Origin of the sequence: Streptomyces sp. NPDC012510 (assembly GCF_042955065.1) — a bacterium.
In the GTDB taxonomy this organism is placed as follows: domain Bacteria; phylum Actinomycetota; class Actinomycetes; order Streptomycetales; family Streptomycetaceae; genus Streptomyces.
Genome location: NZ_JBIBEN010000013.1, coordinates 15,769 through 31,465, shown reverse-complemented (window position 1 = coordinate 31,465; position 15,697 = coordinate 15,769). Strand labels below are relative to the sequence as shown.

General features: G+C 71.2%; 14 protein-coding genes. 6 read left to right on the top strand and 8 right to left on the bottom strand.

Features of this window, described 5'->3' with window-relative positions; genetic code table 11:
• Positions 1-182 precede the first annotated feature (182 nt).
• The 5 genes from ACFY9I_RS24040 to ACFY9I_RS24020 all read right to left on the bottom strand — a co-directional run bounded on the left by ACFY9I_RS24040 (position 183) and on the right by ACFY9I_RS24020 (position 6,643).
• Entirely contained in the window at positions 183-884 is a 702-nt protein-coding gene (locus tag ACFY9I_RS24040) for a class F sortase (RefSeq protein WP_391004848.1), read from the bottom strand.
• Positions 885-1,050: 166 nt separating this feature from the next.
• Complete coding sequence (locus tag ACFY9I_RS24035) at positions 1,051-1,536, bottom strand: hypothetical protein (protein WP_391004846.1); 486 nt, start codon at positions 1,534-1,536, stop codon at positions 1,051-1,053.
• 111 nt (positions 1,537-1,647) lie between these two features.
• Entirely contained in the window at positions 1,648-2,649 is a 1,002-nt protein-coding gene (meaB, locus tag ACFY9I_RS24030; protein ID WP_391004844.1) for a methylmalonyl Co-A mutase-associated GTPase MeaB, read from the bottom strand.
• Positions 2,646-4,829, bottom strand: a complete 2,184-nt coding sequence (gene scpA, locus ACFY9I_RS24025) for a methylmalonyl-CoA mutase (protein WP_391004842.1) — start codon at positions 4,827-4,829, stop codon at positions 2,646-2,648. Before scpA ends, meaB begins: the two co-directional genes overlap by 4 nt.
• Entirely contained in the window at positions 4,829-6,643 is a 1,815-nt protein-coding gene (locus ACFY9I_RS24020) for a methylmalonyl-CoA mutase family protein (RefSeq protein WP_391004840.1), read from the bottom strand. Before ACFY9I_RS24020 ends, scpA begins: the two co-directional genes overlap by 1 nt.
• A gap of 227 nt (positions 6,644-6,870) precedes the next feature.
• On the opposite strand from ACFY9I_RS24020, the gene ACFY9I_RS24015 reads away from it, so the two are divergent.
• The 4 genes from ACFY9I_RS24015 (at position 6,871) to ACFY9I_RS24000 (ending at position 11,156) form a co-directional block, all read left to right on the top strand.
• Positions 6,871-7,095, top strand: a complete 225-nt coding sequence (locus ACFY9I_RS24015; RefSeq protein ID WP_391004839.1) for a cation transporter — start codon at positions 6,871-6,873, stop codon at positions 7,093-7,095.
• 116 nt (positions 7,096-7,211) lie between these two features.
• Positions 7,212-7,697 carry a hypothetical protein gene (locus tag ACFY9I_RS24010; RefSeq protein ID WP_391004837.1) on the top strand — a complete coding sequence of 162 codons (486 nt, stop codon included), beginning with the start codon at positions 7,212-7,214 and terminating at the stop codon, positions 7,695-7,697.
• Between the two features lie 103 nt (positions 7,698-7,800).
• A complete protein-coding gene (locus tag ACFY9I_RS24005; protein ID WP_391004835.1) occupies positions 7,801-9,354 on the top strand; it encodes an SPFH domain-containing protein in 1,554 nt (517 codons plus the stop codon).
• 581 nt (positions 9,355-9,935) lie between these two features.
• On the top strand, positions 9,936-11,156 hold the full coding sequence (locus tag ACFY9I_RS24000; protein WP_391004833.1) for a cation:proton antiporter: 1,221 nt from the start codon (positions 9,936-9,938) through the stop codon (positions 11,154-11,156).
• A 197-nt stretch (positions 11,157-11,353) separates the two neighbouring features.
• On the opposite strand, the gene ACFY9I_RS23995 is transcribed toward ACFY9I_RS24000, so the two are convergent.
• On the bottom strand, positions 11,354-11,674 hold the full coding sequence (locus ACFY9I_RS23995; protein ID WP_391004832.1) for a hypothetical protein: 321 nt from the start codon (positions 11,672-11,674) through the stop codon (positions 11,354-11,356).
• 102 nt (positions 11,675-11,776) lie between these two features.
• On the opposite strand from ACFY9I_RS23995, the gene ACFY9I_RS23990 reads away from it, so the two are divergent.
• Entirely contained in the window at positions 11,777-12,991 is a 1,215-nt protein-coding gene (locus ACFY9I_RS23990) for a helix-turn-helix domain-containing protein (RefSeq protein ID WP_391004830.1), read from the top strand.
• Between the two features lie 323 nt (positions 12,992-13,314).
• Here the strand turns inward: ACFY9I_RS23990 and ACFY9I_RS23985 are convergent, their stop codons facing one another.
• Positions 13,315-13,626, bottom strand: coding sequence for a GntR family transcriptional regulator (locus ACFY9I_RS23985; RefSeq protein WP_391004828.1), 312 nt, complete (start codon positions 13,624-13,626; stop codon positions 13,315-13,317).
• A gap of 335 nt (positions 13,627-13,961) precedes the next feature.
• Here ACFY9I_RS23985 and ACFY9I_RS23980 point away from each other — a divergent pair, with 335 nt between their 5' ends.
• Entirely contained in the window at positions 13,962-14,750 is a 789-nt protein-coding gene (locus ACFY9I_RS23980) for a calcium-binding protein (RefSeq protein WP_391004826.1), read from the top strand.
• A 231-nt stretch (positions 14,751-14,981) separates the two neighbouring features.
• On the opposite strand, the gene ACFY9I_RS23975 is transcribed toward ACFY9I_RS23980, so the two are convergent.
• The gene (locus ACFY9I_RS23975; protein ID WP_391004824.1) at positions 14,982-15,467 is read right to left on the bottom strand and encodes a DUF2975 domain-containing protein; all 486 of its coding nucleotides are present in this window, start codon (positions 15,465-15,467) and stop codon (positions 14,982-14,984) included.
• Positions 15,468-15,697 lie beyond the last annotated feature (230 nt).

Below are 15,697 nucleotides of genomic sequence, written 5' to 3'. Positions count from 1 at the left end.
GGTATTTGGTCAGCCGGTCTCCTGCCGTTCGCTTCGTGGCTGGAGCACTTTCCGGAAAGGGTGATCTCCCGAGCTGGATCGGGCGGTGCGCGCAAACCCTGAGCGGAGCGAGGGGCCGGACAGCCGGACGCGGCGGGCGGCACCGCGCCCGGGCCACGGCCGTCGTCCAGCTCCTCGCGTCCTCACGTCAGGTGTGCGAAGACCACCAAATTCTCCGTGTAGTCCTTGACCGTGCGGTCGTAGGCACCCGCACAGGTGATCAGCCGCACCTCGGGCCGACGTGCGTCCCCGTACACCCGCTCGTCGGGGAAGTCGTCCTTCTCGAACGTCTCCGAGCCGTCGACCACGAAGGTCAGCCTGGTCCGGTCGGCCCGTACGACGTGGAAGACGTCGCCCTTCTTCAGCTCGCTCAGCTCCGCGAAGACGGCCGGTGAGGTCGCCGTGTCGACGTGCCCGGCGATGATCGAAGTGCCCGTCTCTCCGGGAGCGGCGCCCTCGGCGTGCCAGCCGACGAGGTTGGTGTCGTCCGGGGGCGGGGCTTCGAGCTGCCCGGAGCGGCCGACGGCGAGGGGCGTGAACGGGGCGTCCACCCGGATCTTCGGGATGTGCAGCCGCACCGGACGGGACCTGGACGGGGGCTGTCCCCGTCCCTCCGGGCGTGCGGCGGGGGACGCCTTCTCGGATGCGGATGCGGATGCGGATGCGGCCTGCGGGGCGTGCCGGGCGTGCGGCGGGCCGGAGGCGTTGGACGAGGAGTTCTCACCACCGAGCAGACTCATCGCCAGGATCAGTAGGGCCACGGCGCACAGCACGGTCAGATTGCCGCGGTTGCCGGGGCGGCCCGGCAACGGACCGGTGCCGGGGGGAGAAGGGTGGGCTGCCATCGGACACCACCTCACCAGATACGGCAGCAGGAAGGAACGAACGAAGGAACGAACGAAGGGGCGGAGGACGGGCGGGGGAGGGCGGGGGCACGAACCCGGCCGGGCCGCCACACGACACGCGGTGTGGCGGCCCGGCTATCGCGTCAGGTATCGCGCCTGGCATGGCTCAGGCCACGCTTCCGGCCGTCTTCCTGCGACGCAGTGCGTACAGGCCCGTACCGGCCACCGCGAGGACGGCCATCCCGCCCGCGGTCACCGCCGGCGAGGCGAGCGCGCCGCCACCCGTGTGCATGCCGCCGTGGGGCTTGTCGTGCTCGCCCTTCCACGACTCCTTGCCGCTCTCGTCCTTCCAGGACTCCTTGTCCTGCTGGCCGCTCCAGGACTCCTTCGTGGACTCGCCCTCCTTGTAGGAGTCCGGCTTGGCGGCCCGCTCGGAGTCCCACTCACCTCCGTTGTTCAACGAGCTCAGCGCACCGCCACCCGTGTGAACCCCGCCGTGCGGACGGTCGTGGCTGCTGTCCTTGTCGTGCTCCTTGCTGTAGCCATTGTCCTCGTGGTGCCACTTGTCACCGTCGGCGAAGGCGCCGGGTGCGGTGACGGCGAGGACGGCGGTGGCCGCCGCGGTGACGAGAAGCATGCGAGCAGATCGCATCTGATGGTCCTTCCGCCGCAGCCGGGCAGCTGGTGCTTCGTCAGCTGACTTGACCCGGCTTCGACGTGATCCACCGTCAGTCCGATCCCGTTCCCCCACCACTCGGGGCGCTCAGCCGGGTGAACCGCCCGCCTCCGCCGGCTCCCCGAACGCCTCCAGGATGCGCTCGGCGGCCAGGGCGGCCGTCAGCTCACCGTCCCGGACCCGTTGTTCCAGCGCGGGGGCGAGGGCCCGGACGCCCGGATGGGTGCGCAGCCGGCCGAGGAGCTCGTCGCGGACCATGGCCCAGGTCCAGTCGACCTGCTGGTCACGACGCCTGGCGGTGAGCCGGCCGGAGGAGTCCAGAAGAGCCCTGTGCTGCTCCAGGCGCTCCCAGACGGTGTCCAGGCCGGTGGACTCGCGGGCACTGCAGCTCAGCACCGGCGGCGTCCAGAACGCCTCCTTGCCGTGCATCAGCCGCAGGGCGCCCGCCAGCTCCCGCGCTGCCGTCCGGGCGTCGCGCTCGTGCGGGCCGTCCGCCTTGTTGACGGCGAGGACGTCGGCCAGTTCCAGGACGCCCTTCTTGATGCCCTGGAGCTGGTCGCCGGTCCGGGCGAGGGTGAGCAGCAGGAAGGAGTCGACCATGTCGGCGACCGCCGTCTCGGACTGCCCGACGCCGACGGTCTCCACCAGCACCACGTCGTAACCGGCCGCCTCCATCACCACGATCGACTCACGGGTGGCCTTGGCGACCCCGCCGAGCGTGCCGGCCGTGGGGGAGGGCCGCACGAAGGCCGCCGGGTCGACGGCCAGACGCTCCATCCGGGTCTTGTCGCCGAGGATCGAGCCGCCCGTGCGGGTCGACGACGGGTCCACCGCCAGCACGGCCACCCGGTGCCCGAGCGAGGTCAGCATCGTGCCGAACGCGTCGATGAACGTCGACTTCCCGACGCCCGGCACCCCGCTGACCCCGATCCGTCGCGCCCGGCCGCTGTGCGGCAGCAGCGCGGTCAGCAACTCCTGCGCCAGTGCTCGGTGCTGGGGCCGGGTGGACTCGACGAGGGTGATGGCGCGGGCGACGATCGCCCGCTTCCCGTCGAGCACACCCTCGGCGTAGGCGTCGACATCGATCACAGGCCGTGCCCGAGGTCGTCCGAGAGCCGCCTCACCAGGTCGTGCGCCGCGTCCGGGATCACCGTGCCGGGCGGGAACACGGCCGCCGCGCCCATCTCCAGCAGCGTGGGCACGTCCTGCGGGGGGATCACCCCACCCACCACGATCATGATGTCCTCGCGCCCCTCCTCGGCCAGCTGTTCCTTCAGCGCCGGTACGAGGGTGAGGTGCCCGGCGGCCAGCGAGGACACCCCGACGATGTGCACGTCCGCCTCGACGGCCTGACGGGCCACCTCGGCCGGCGTCTGGAACAGCGGGCCGACGTCCACGTCGAAGCCCAGGTCGGCGAAGGCGGTGGCGATCACCTTCTGGCCCCGGTCGTGGCCGTCCTGGCCCATCTTGGCGACCAGGATGCGCGGCCGGCGGCCCTCGGCCTCGGCGAAGGCACCGACCAGCTCACGGGTGCGCTCCACGGACGGGGACTCGCCTGCTTCGTTGCGGTACACGCCGGAGATCGTACGGATCTGGCTCGCGTGGCGGCCGTACACCTTCTCCAGGGCGTCGGAGATCTCGCCGACGGTGGCCTTGGCGCGGGCCGCGTCCACCGCAAGCTCCAGCAGGTTGCCCTCGCCGCCGGCCGCCCGGGTGAGCGCGTCCAGCGAGTCCTGGCACGCGCGCTCGTTCCGCTCGGCGCGCAGGCGGCGCAGTTTCCCGATCTGCTGGGCACGGACGGAGGAGTTGTCGACCTTGAGGACGTCGATCCGCTCGTCGTTCTCCACGCGGTACTTGTTGACGCCGATCACCGGCTGGCGTCCCGAGTCGATACGTGCCTGGGTGCGGGCCGCGGCCTCCTCGATGCGCAGCTTGGGGATGCCCGCGTCGATGGCCTTGGCCATGCCGCCCGCACGCTCGACCTCCTGGATGTGCTGCCAGGCGCGGTGCGCGAGGTCGTACGTCAGCTTCTCCACGTAGGCACTGCCGCCCCACGGGTCGATCACCCGCGTGGTCCCGGACTCCTGCTGGAGCAGCAACTGGGTGTTGCGGGCGATGCGCGCCGAGAAGTCGGTGGGCAGGGCGAGGGCCTCGTCGAGGGCGTTGGTGTGCAGCGACTGGGTGTGGCCCTGGGTGGCCGCCATCGCCTCCACACACGTACGCGTGACGTTGTTGAAGACGTCCTGGGCGGTCAGCGACCAGCCCGAGGTCTGCGCATGGGTGCGCAGGGAAAGGGACTTGGAGTTCTTCGGGTCGAACTGCTTCACCAGCTTCGCCCACAGCAGGCGGGCCGCCCGCAACTTGGCGACCTCCATGAAGAAGTTCATGCCGATCGCCCAGAAGAACGACAGCCGGGGCGCGAACGCGTCCACGTCCAGGCCGGCCTCCCGGCCCGCCCGAATGTACTCGACCCCGTCCGCCAGCGTGTACGCCAGCTCCAGGTCGGCCGTCGCACCCGCCTCCTGGATGTGGTAGCCGGAGATCGAGATGGAGTTGTAGCGGGGCATGCGCTGGGAGGTGAAGGCGAAGATGTCGGAGATGATCCGCATCGACGGCTTCGGCGGATAGATGTAGGTGTTGCGGACCATGAACTCCTTGAGGATGTCGTTCTGAATGGTCCCGGCCAACTTCTCCGGTGGTACGCCCTGTTCCTCGGCCGCCACGATGTAGAGGGCGAGCACGGGCAGCACCGCGCCGTTCATCGTCATCGACACGGTCATCCGGTCCAGCGGGATGCCGTCGAAGAGCTGACGCATGTCGTAGATCGAGTCGATTGCCACGCCCGCCATGCCGACGTCACCGGTCACCCGTGGGTGGTCGCTGTCATAGCCCCGGTGCGTGGGCAGGTCGAAGGCGACCGACAGGCCCTTCTGGCCGGCCGCCAGGTTACGGCGGTAGAACGCGTTGGACTCCTCGGCCGTGGAGAAGCCCGCGTACTGCCGGATCGTCCAGGGCTGGTTGACGTACATCGTGGGGTACGGGCCCCGCAGATACGGGGCGATGCCCGGGTAGGTACCGAGGAAGTCCAGGCCCTCCAGGTCCTGACCGGTGTAGAGCGGCTTGACCGGGATGCCCTCCGGGGTCTCCCAGAGCAGGTCGTCGCCGTCGGTGGCCTTCTTCACGGCCGTACGCCACTCGTCGGCGCCGCCGACGACGGCCGGGGCACCCAGCTCGATCCCGGAGAAGTCGGGCACGGAAGGGCTGGACATCAGGACACTCCCATGCGGTCGAGGGTGGCGGACAGGACGGCCACGGCGTCGCAGTCGGCGAAGACGTACGCGTCGACGTCGGCGTACCGCCCGGGGCGGCCGGCGAGGAACACGTGCGAGGCGCCGGCGGCCTTCAGCTCGGCCGCCACGGTCGCGGCCCGCTCCTCGTAGACTGCGTCGCTGGAACACAGGCAGATCTCGCCGGCGCCGCTCTCCTCGAACGTGCCTTCGGTGACGGGCTCGATGCCGCCCGCCTGGAAGAGGTTGGCGGCGAAGGTCGTCCGGGCGGTGTGGGCGGCGGCGGGGCCGAGGGAGGCCAGGTAGATCCGGGGCCGGGAGCCGGTGGCGGCCAGGTGGGCGTCCGAGCGGGCGCGCAAGGCCTCGTACGCCTCGTCGCGGTGGACGCGGGGGAGACCGCCGGACGGCGGCTCGGGCGCGGGCTCGCGGACGACCGGCTCCTCGCCCAGGTACGGGAACTCGCTGACGCCGGTGATCGGTTCGCGTCGCTGGGCGAGCCCGCCGGTGCGCGCTTCCCATGTGGCGGCGAGATCAGCCCCGACGCTCCCCGAACGCAGCGCCGCCGCCTGGCCCCCCGCGCGCTCGATCCGCTGGAAGTACTCCCAGCCGGCGTGGGCGAGTTCGTCCGTCAGCCGTTCCACGTACCAGGAGCCGCCCGCAGGGTCGATCACCCGGGCGAGATGGGACTCCTCGATGAGGATGGTCGAGGTGTTGCGGGCGATGCGCCGGGCGAACGCGTCCGGCAGCCCGAGCGTGTGGTCGAAGGGCAGCACGGTGACGGAGTCGGCGCCGCCCGTTCCGGCGGCGAGCGTGGCGACGGTCGCGCGCAGCATGTTCACCCACGGGTCGCGGCGCGTCATCATCAGCGGCGACGTCACCGCGTGCTGCCGCTGCGCCCCTGCGGCGGGCGCCCCGCACACCTCGGCCACCCGGGCCCACAACCGGCGCGCGGCTCGCAGCTTGGCGATGGTCAGGAACTGGTCGGCGGTCGCCGCATACCGGAACTCCAGTTGCGCACAGGCCTGTTCGACGCTCAGCCCGACCTCGGTCAGCTCCCGCAGATACGTCACACCGGTCGCCAGCGAGCAGCCCAGCTCCTGAGCCGCCGAGCCCCCCGCCTCGTGGTACGGCAGGGCGTCCACGGTCAGCGCCCGCAGCCCCGGGTACTCCTCGGCGCACAGCCGGGCGAGGTCGGCGACAGGCGCGAAGTCGTCCGTGTGTCCGGTGCGGGCCTCGTGGCCGAGCGGGTCCGCGCCCAGGTTGCCGCGCGCCGCCTCCTTGGTGACGCCCCGCTCCGCGTACAGGCGCAGCAACTCCCGTGCGGCGGACCCGGTCTCGGCGCCCGCGTCGAGGACGACCGGCGCGAGGTCGAGGTGGACGCCGTCGAGGACCCGGGCGACGGAGGACACCGGCAGGCCGGACTCGCCCAGCACCAGCCACAGGGAGGTGACGCCGTTTTCCAGGTCCGTGAGTACCGCGCCGCCGTCCGCCGCGATGTGCCGCTGGCGTACGTCCCAGCCGCTGACGGTGTTGCCCTCGGCACGGCCTCCGCGTACGAAGGGGGCGAACCCGGGGAAGCCGGCAGGGGGAGGGGGCGCGGTGTCGTGTGCGGAGTGGAGAGGTCGGGTGCGCAGCCCGTCCTCCAACGCGGTGGACAGGGCTTCCTCGGCCTGAGCGCCCTCGAGTTCCTTGCCCGACTTGCGTAGCACGCCCGCGACCAGGCGCTGCCACTGCTCGTGCGTCGCGTCAGGGAACTCGGCGGCCAGCTCAAGCCCGTCGTCAGGCAGGACCGTCATGGGATCGGATGCTAGGCCAGACGCGCGAAGGCGCAGCGGGGACTTGGCTGTGACCTTTCCCTCAGCCGCCGCATGTATGACGCCGTGCTCGCGGGGGCCTTGGTGGGTGGGTCACGTACCCGTCGCGTGCTGAACGGGGTGGGGCCCGGGGGCGTATTTCGTGCCACGCGGCCCGTGCGTCCCCGACGGCACAGCCCCCGGGCCGACCGAGGACAGGAGCGACCACCATGGCCGAGAAGTACTTCACGGTGTCCGGCATGAGTTGCGGCCACTGCGCCACGAGTGTCACCGAGGAGGTCGTCGCGGTGCCCGGCGTCACCGGGGTCGATGCCGATGTGAGGGCCGGGCTGGTGACCGTGCGCGGGGAGACGGTGGACGACGAGGCCGTCCGCGCGGCGATCGTCGAGGCGGGCTACGAGGTCGCGGAGGTCGTGCGGCGGGCCGCGGCCTGAGCCGGAAGGAAAGGCGCGGGAACATTGCCGGAACACGGCAATGAACCGGCCCCCCTACCCGTGTCAGCATCCTCGTAAGCCGGAGACCGGCGGCAGGGCGGGAGGGGGCGGCGCGTATGGCCTGGTTCTTCGGACTCGGCATCACGGGGGTCGTGCTGCTCGCTCTGTCGCTGGTCTTCGACGGGGTGCTCGACGGTGTCCTGGACGGGTGGTTGCCGCTGCCGGACGTCGCGGGGTTCGTGGCGGCGACCGGCTTCGGCGGGGTCCTCGCGACCGAGGTGCTGGATGTGGGCCCGGTGGTCGCCACCGGTTGCGGTGCGGGACTGGGGGCGGGCGCGGCCTGGCTGACGTACCGCTTCGGCCGGGCCCTGACACACGACCGGACGGCCGCCGCGCCACGCGGGACCGATCTGGTGGGCACCTCGGGCAACGTGGTGACCGCGATTCCGGCCGACGGGTTCGGTGAGGTACTGCTCCGGCTCGCCGGGCAGCCGGTCAAGCTCGCGGCGCGCAGCACGGCACCGGTCGCGCGGGGCACCGAGGTGTGGGTGGAGGCGGCACCGACCGCCACCTCCGTCGTCGTGCGCCCAGTGGACCGCTGAGCCGGCTCCACATCTGTCGTGTTCCGGTCCAGTCCGGTCCAGTCCGGTCCGGTCCGGTCCACACCCATTCCATTCTCATTTAGGTGATCCGGGGGCAAGTGTCATGAGTCCTGTCGTTCTCGCGGTGGCGGGAGTTCTCGTACTCCTCGTCCTGCTGGCTCTGGTCGTGGTCACCCGCTACAAGGTGGCGGGCCCCAGCGAGGCGTTCATCGTCACCGGCCGACGCGGCAAGCAGGCCACTGATCCGGACACCGGGCGGGTGTTCACCGACAACAGCGGGCAGAAGGTCGTGGTCGGCGGCGGAGTGTTCGTCGTGCCGTTCGTGCAGCAGCGGTTCACCCTGGACCTGTCGTCACGGCACATTCCGGTGGCGGTGCGCGGCGCGGTCACCCTGCGCGGGATCAAGGCGAACCTGGAGGGTGTCGCCATCGTCAAGGTCGGCGGCACCGAGGACTCGATCCGCGCCGCCGCGCAGCGGTTCCTGATGCAGCAGGACGGCATCGTCGGCTTCACCCAGGAGGTGCTGTCGGGTGCGCTGCGGGCCATCGTCGGCCGGATGTCCGTGGAGGACGTCATCCGCGACCGGGCCGTGTTCGCCGGTCAGGTCGCCGAGGAGGCGGAGGCCAGTCTGTCGGGGCAGGGCCTCGTCCTGGACGCCTTCCAGATCCAGGACATCACCACCGAGGGCTCCTACCTGGAGGACCTCGGCCGTCCGGAGGCCGCCCGCGCCAGGCAGGAGGCCGACATCGCCGAGGCCGTGGCCCGGCGCGCCGCCGAACAGGCCCGGCTGAAGGCCGAGGAGGAGATCGCGGTCGCCCAGCGGACCTTCTACCTCAAGCAGGCCGAGATCAAGGCCGAGACGGACTCGGCCGCCGCCCAGGCGAACGCCGCCGGGCCGCTCGCCGAGGCCGCCCGGCAGCAGGACATCCTCACCCAGCAGGAGAAGGTCGCCGAACGGCAGGCGGCGTTGAAGGACCGTCAGCTCGACACCGAGGTCCGCAAGCCGGCCGATGCCCAGCGGTACGCGGCTGAACAGGAGGCCGAGGCCAGGCGGGTGGCCCGGGTCAAGCAGGCCGAGGCCGAACGGCTCGCCGAGATCGCGGCCGCCCAGGCGGAGGCCGAGCGGGCCCGGCTGACCGGTGAGGGCGAGAAGCAGCGGCGTACCGCGCTGGCGGAAGCGGAGGCTGTCGAGGGACTCCGGCAGGGCGAGTCCGAGCGGGCCCGGCGCGCGGCGATCGCGGAGGCGGTCCGGCTGGAGGGCGAAGCCGAGGCGGCTGCGATCGGCGCGAAGGGCGCGGCCGAGGCCGAGGCCATGCGGCAGAAGGCCGACGCGTTCGCACAGTACGGAGACGCGGCGGTCCTGCAGATGCTCGTCGAGGTGCTGCCGCAGGTCGTCGCCAAGGCGGCCGAACCGCTCGCGGCGGTGGACAGGATGACGGTGATCTCCACGGACGGTGCCGCCCGGATCCCCCGCGCGGTCGCCGAGAACGTGGCCCAGGGGCTCGAACTCCTCGGCTCCACGACGGGTGTTGACCTGGCGGAACTGCTGAAGGGGCTGTCGCGGCGCGATGCCGTGCCGAGCGAGCGGGGGAACGGGGAGCGGGCGGAACGGGCGGCACGGCACGGCGACAACGGCAAGGTCGCGATAGCCGAGTGACGGAATGAGCCTGCGGAAAAGGGAAATGGTTAGTGCTTTACCGATTGTGTGATTTCACCTTTTCGGATTGCGCTAGACTCCTTTACCAAGCGCTTACGCTCTGTTGAGCGCTCATTGGCTCAGTCGTTGAGTGGTGGTCGGTGGTTCAGCCGACGGTGATGGGGGGCGTGACATGGGGCGAGTGATCCGCGTGCGCGTGCTCAACGCCGCTCGCGATGCCGTTCCCGATACCGGGCCCGCCGTGGGCCCGGGCGACCGTCCCGCGCGCTGACGCCCCGGCAGCGCGTGCTTCGAACCTCGCGCCTCGCACCCGCACCTCGAACCTCGCTGCCGTAGCTGAGATTCATCGACTGCCTGATCCGCTCGTAGCGACCGGTTGACGGCCCGTCACGCATTCGACCGGCACTGCGGGAAACTCGCGCGCCTGCACGACACCGAGATCCGGCGGATCCGGTCGGCTGACCGGGGCCGCCGGAATCTGCCGCCCGCACCCGCACCCGCACCCGCACCCTGGACGCGCACCCACACCTGCCACAGGCACAGACGCCGTCACCGCACTCGTCAACGGAGGACAGACGCCCGTGCATAACACCACCGCCATGCTCATCGAACTCGGGGCGATCATCCTCGGCCTGGGACTGCTGGGCCGCTTCGCCGGACGGGTGGGCTTCTCACCCATACCCCTCTATCTCCTCGTCGGACTCGCCTTCGGCCAGGGCGGTGTCCTCCCCCTCCAGGCCAGCGAGGAGTTCATCGCCACCGGTGCCGAGATAGGCGTCATCCTTCTGCTGCTCCTGCTCGGCCTGGAGTACAGCGCCTCCGAACTCGTCACCAACCTCAAGACCCAGTACCCCTCCGGTGCGCTCGACTTCGCCCTCAACGCCGCGCCCGGCGCCGCGATGGCACTGCTGCTCGGCTGGGGGCCGGTCGCCGCCGTCGCCCTGGCGGGCGTCACCTGGATCTCCTCCTCCGGCGTCATCGCCAAGGTCCTCGGCGATCTGCGCCGGCTCGGCAACCGCGAGACCCCGGTCGTGCTGAGCATCCTGGTGCTGGAGGACCTCTCCATGGCCGTCTACCTGCCGATCCTGACCGCCCTGCTCGCCGGGGTGAGCCTGGCGGGCGGTGCCCTCACCCTCCTGATCGCCCTGGGCACGGTGGGTGCCGTCCTCTATCTCGCCCTGCGCCACGGCCGGCTGATCAGCCGTGCGGTCTCCTCCGAGAACGCCGAGATGCTCCTCCTGGTCGTCCTCGGGCTCACGCTCGTCGTCGCCGGGATCGCCCAGCATCTGCAGGTGTCGGCGGCCGTGGGCGCGTTCCTGGTCGGGATCGCGCTGTCCGGGGAGGTCGCCGAGGGGGCCAGCAGCATCCTCACGCCGCTCCGGGACCTGTTCGCCGCCGTGTTCTTCGTCTTCTTCGGCCTGCACACGGATCCCGCGGACATACCGCCCGTCCTCCTGCCGGCGCTCGCGCTGGCCGCCGTCACCGCCCTCACGAAGGTCGCGACCGGCTACTGGGCCGCGCGCCGGGCCGGCATCTCGGTCAAGGGCCGCTGGCGGGCGGGCGGAACGCTGGTTGCCCGGGGTGAGTTCTCCATCGTCATCGCCGGGCTCGCGGTCGGCGTCGAACCCCGCATCGGTCCTCTCGCCACGGCATACGTCCTCATACTGGTCGTCCTGGGCCCCCTCACCGCCCGCTGGACCGAACCCATGGCCCGCCGCTTCATCCGCCGCCGGCCCCCCATGTCTCAGGAGGCCCTCACGACCGAGCCCCAGCCCGCAGAGGCCGTACACGCGAACGCCTGAGGAGGCCCACGCATGCGCCCGTTCGAGCACGACAGAAGACAGGGTTCGGCCTCGACGCCGGTGGGAGGGCGAGAAGGGCGAGGTCGGACGGCGGCGGAGTGTGGCGAGGCGGAGTGCGGCGAGGCAGTGTGTGGTCAACCAAGGGGCGGTCGGTCAGGGCGTGAACGGTCAGGAGGGGTCGGTGAGGGCGTGAACGGTCAGGGCACAGCGGGGCAGAGGGCGGTTGGCGGGGTGCGGCTGGCCGGGGTGCGGCGGGTGGGCGTGCGTTCGGGCAGGGCGCGGATGGCCGAGGCTCGGCCGCTGGAGGCGTGGTGGGTGGGGGTGCGCTGGGGCGAGGCGCCACCGGCGATGGCCCGCCCGGTCCCACCGGCGATGGCCCGCCCGGTCCCACCGGCGATGGCCCGCCCGGTCCCACCGGCGATGGCCCGCCCGGTCCCACCGGCGATGGCCCGCCCGGCCCCACCGGCGATGGCCCGCCCGGCCCCACCGGCGATGGCCCGCCCGGTCCGACTGCCCAAGGCCCGACCGGCCCGACCGACCGAGCCGTGGTTGCCCGGCGCGTCACGGCGCAGGGCGTCGTGGGGCAGAGGATGACCGGTCGTAGCACCGTCGACGGAAGCGTGACCGGTCGTAGCATCGTCGACCAGAGTGTGACCGGTCGGGGCGCGGCAGGTCGCAGCGAGGCCGGCCAGGGCGCCGAGGCCGCTCGGAGCGCGACCCACCAAGGCGCGACCAGTCACAGCGACGGCGGCCACGAAACAGCCGCCCCCAGCACAGCCGCCGCGTTTCTCGATGGGTTCGAGCGGATTCTCGCGGAGGCCGCGCCCACCGGGCGGCGGCTGACCCGCGACGAGGTGGAGTCCCGGCGGGCGCTCGGGGCGCGGGCGGCGGAGGCAGGGCACGGGTGGCGTTCGCTCGTCCGTGCGCATCTCGTGGCCGGTCGCGAGAACTGGCCGCGAGGGGCCGACCCGGACAGCGTCCTCACGGTCGTCGAACAGGCCGTGGACGCTTTCGCCGACGGCTACGAGCGGGCCCAGCGACTCGTGGTCCGCAAGGAAGAGGCCACCCGCCGGGAGTTCATCGACGACCTCCTGCACGGCCGCGGTGACCAGGGCCAACTCGCCGCCCGTTCCGAACGGTTCGGTCTGCGCCTGTCCCGCGCCCACGCGGTCGCCGTGGCCGAGGGCCCCGAGAAGTACGACGAGACCGACCCCGTCCCCCGACAGGTGGCGAGCGCACTGTTCACCCGGTTCGAGAACCGCCGCATCCTGTTCACCACCAAGGACGGCCGGATGGTGTGCATCGCCCCCGGCGACCAGGACGACGTCCTCACATACTTCGCCAAACACTCCTACGCCGCCACCGGCCGGGGCCAGGTCGCCATCGGCCGCTCCCGCCCCGGCACGGTCGGTATCGGCCACAGCTACGAGGAAGCCCTCAACGCCTTGGACGTGGCCCAACGCATGGGCTTCGACGAGCCGTTGCTGCGCGCCGCCGACCTGCTGGTCTTCCCCGTGCTGGCCCGTGACCGCCAGGCGCTGGTCGACCTGGTGAGCAGCACGCTCGTCCCGTTGGAGCAGGCGCGGGGCGGGGCGGGGCCCCTGCTCGACACCCTCACGGCGTACTTCGACACCGGTTGCGTGGCCGCCTCGGCCGCACGGCGGCTCTCCCTCAGCGCGCGTGCGCTCACCTATCGACTGGAGCGGGTCCACACTCTCACCGGCGCCGACCCTGCCGACCCTGCCGACCGCTACACCCTCCAGACCGCGGTCCTCGGCGCCCGCCTTCTCGATTGGCCGAGGAGACCCTTGAACTCCACGCAGAGACAGCCGTAGACAGACACGCCCTGCAGCGGCGGATGCGCCCTGCCCGATGGACCGCGCCCTGCCCGGCGCGGTCCGTCCGAGAGTCGGCCCTCACGGGGCGGTGGTGCTCTCGGCGAACTGGTCGGTGTCGAAGAGTTCGTTGATGTGGCCGCCCAACTGGGACCAGTGCCGTCCGGAGAGTTCGGCGGCCGCCCTCCGGGGTGGTCGGCGGCCGCGAGGGGAACCGCGTGGAAGTGGTCGTCGGCGGCCAGGGAACCCACGATGTCGTCGGCGGCGACAGCGCGTGCGAAGTCGCGGTTGGCGTCGCGCATGACCGTCAGGGTCCTGCTCGGTCATGACCGGAACGGCCGTTTCGAGGGCCGGCCGGTCGAGGGAGCGCAGAACGGCGAGCGTCTTCTCGACCTCGCGGCGGTCCAGGGTGGCGACACGGGTGTGGACACCGGGCTTGGCTTCGACGAGCCCCATGTCCGCCAGCCGGCGAGCGCCTCGCGCACCGGCGTACGGCTGAGTCCCAGCCGCTCGGCCAGCTCGCCGTCCCTGACCTTCTCGCCGGGGGCGAGCTCGCCGCGCACGATGGAGTCACGCAGCCGATGGAAGACCTCGTCACTGAGGAGGCGGCGGGGCACGGGGCTGTCGAGCGACATCTCGCGTACGGTACATCGGCTCGTTCCAACTCGGCCGGCTGACGCTGTCGCAGATCCCGTCGCCGGCGCAGCTCAAGGCCCGCCGCGAGTACGCGAACCGCGTCAGCGCGATCACACCGATCCACCCGTGATCCTTCTCGGCGCCGACGGCTGCACCGATGCTCCGACAGAGGCCGGAAGACAGCGTGAACCCCGCGCTCGTGGCAGCCGTGTGATCGGTGAGCAACCATTCCGGCGAGCTGATGGTCATGTCCGTGCCACCCGCGTACCGGGTGGGCATTGTCAGCCCCGCCTCGGGACGTTCCTGAGGCGCTGGAACACGGGGGAAACGCTTCATGCATCACCGCACAACCGTGGCAGGCCTCGCCGGGGCCCTCGCCCTGTCCGCGCTCGCGGTTCCCGGGGCCGCCCAGGCAGACGAGGTCTCGGGCGACATCAGGATCACGAAGGTGGTCGTCAACGGAGGGACGAACATCGTCCTGGGGACCACGGGCGTGAAGACGTTCACCATCGCGGTGACCGCCACGGACGACTCGGGCATCGAGGTCGGAAGAACCTTCCCGGTCATGTGGCACACGCCCCTCCCGAACGGCGACTATCACGGTCTCGTGACGCCCGACGACATCGCGGGCACGTGCGTGCACCACAGCTTCACCACGACCACCTGCACCTACACACTGGAGATGAACCCGCGCATCGACCCCCAGGACAACACCACGGCCGGGACCTGGACCGTGAGGGCCCACGCCCTGGCCAACGACGGTGACCACATCACCAAGGATTCCGCCGCGAAGGCGAAGGTCCTGCGCAACTCCAGGCTGACGGTCAACGCCTCGCCGGAACCGGTGACGAAGAACAGGACGATCACCGTCACGGGCGCCCTGACCCGCGCCAACTGGGAGACGTACAAGTACGGGGGCTACACGAAGCAGCCGGTGAAGCTCCAGTTCAAGAAGAAGGGCACCAGCACCTACAAGACCCTCAAGACCGTCACGACGGACAGCAAGGGCAACCTGAGGACGACGACGAAGGCCACGGCGGACGGCTACTTCCGCTACTCGTTCGCCGGCACGTCCACCACCCCGGCGGTTGCCTCCGCGGCGGACCACGTCGACGTGAGGTAACTCCCGGGAGGGTCATCCACTCCAGCAAGCGCGGAAGGCTCAGGCCGGAGACCCTCCGGTCCGGGCCTTCTCGAGCCCTGGCTGTTTCCACCCCCCGGCTGTTTCCCGGTCGACGGGCCGGTCCTCCGCTGCACCCCTTCCCGCTCTCCAAGTTACTTCCGTCTGGCCGTCTGGCCGTCTGGCCGTCTGGCCGGCATGACGGCGTCACGCCGATGCCGTCGACGATCGGCATCAGATCACTTCGTCCAACTCGGCCCGCATCTCGGATGCCTCGCCGTCGCGTGCGACGGCCTGCGCGAGCAGCATCCGCAGTACGAGCACGATGAGCGCGACCCCCAGGATGGCCACGCCGACCCCGGCCATGATGACGGTGACGCCCGGGTCGGCCCGCTGGCTGGGCGCGTTGAGGGCCGTGACCGCGAACCACACCAGAGCAGCCGCCACGATCGAACCGATCACGAGGTCCACGTACCGGAAGGCTACGGGGGAGAACACGGTTCCACGTCGCACCATCGTCACCAGCCGCCACACGCACACCCCGGCGACCTGGGCCGACACCATGCCCAGGATCGTGACCAGGCGCAGCGGGGTCAGCGGGAGCGACCCGTCCTCCGGGTCGGTGGCCAACGCCCACACCATCGATGCCTGCACGAACACGGTGCCGGCGAGCACCACCACGAGTACGGCGCGCAGCGCACCCACGGTCAGCTTTCCCATGACCCATCCTCCCATCGAATCGCGATGGGAATCTATCGAAAGTCGATAGGTAGAGCAAGAGGTGGGACGCACCCTGGGCAGGTGCCGATCCTCTGGCGTCGAGCCGGTCGAAAGTAGGGTCGCCGACAGCGGGACCGTACTTTGGGCCGGTGTCGGGAAAGGCGCGTAAAACCAGGATGAGGGCATGTCACATGCAGATTTCCCTCCGGTAATCCAAGCAGAGGGCCTGA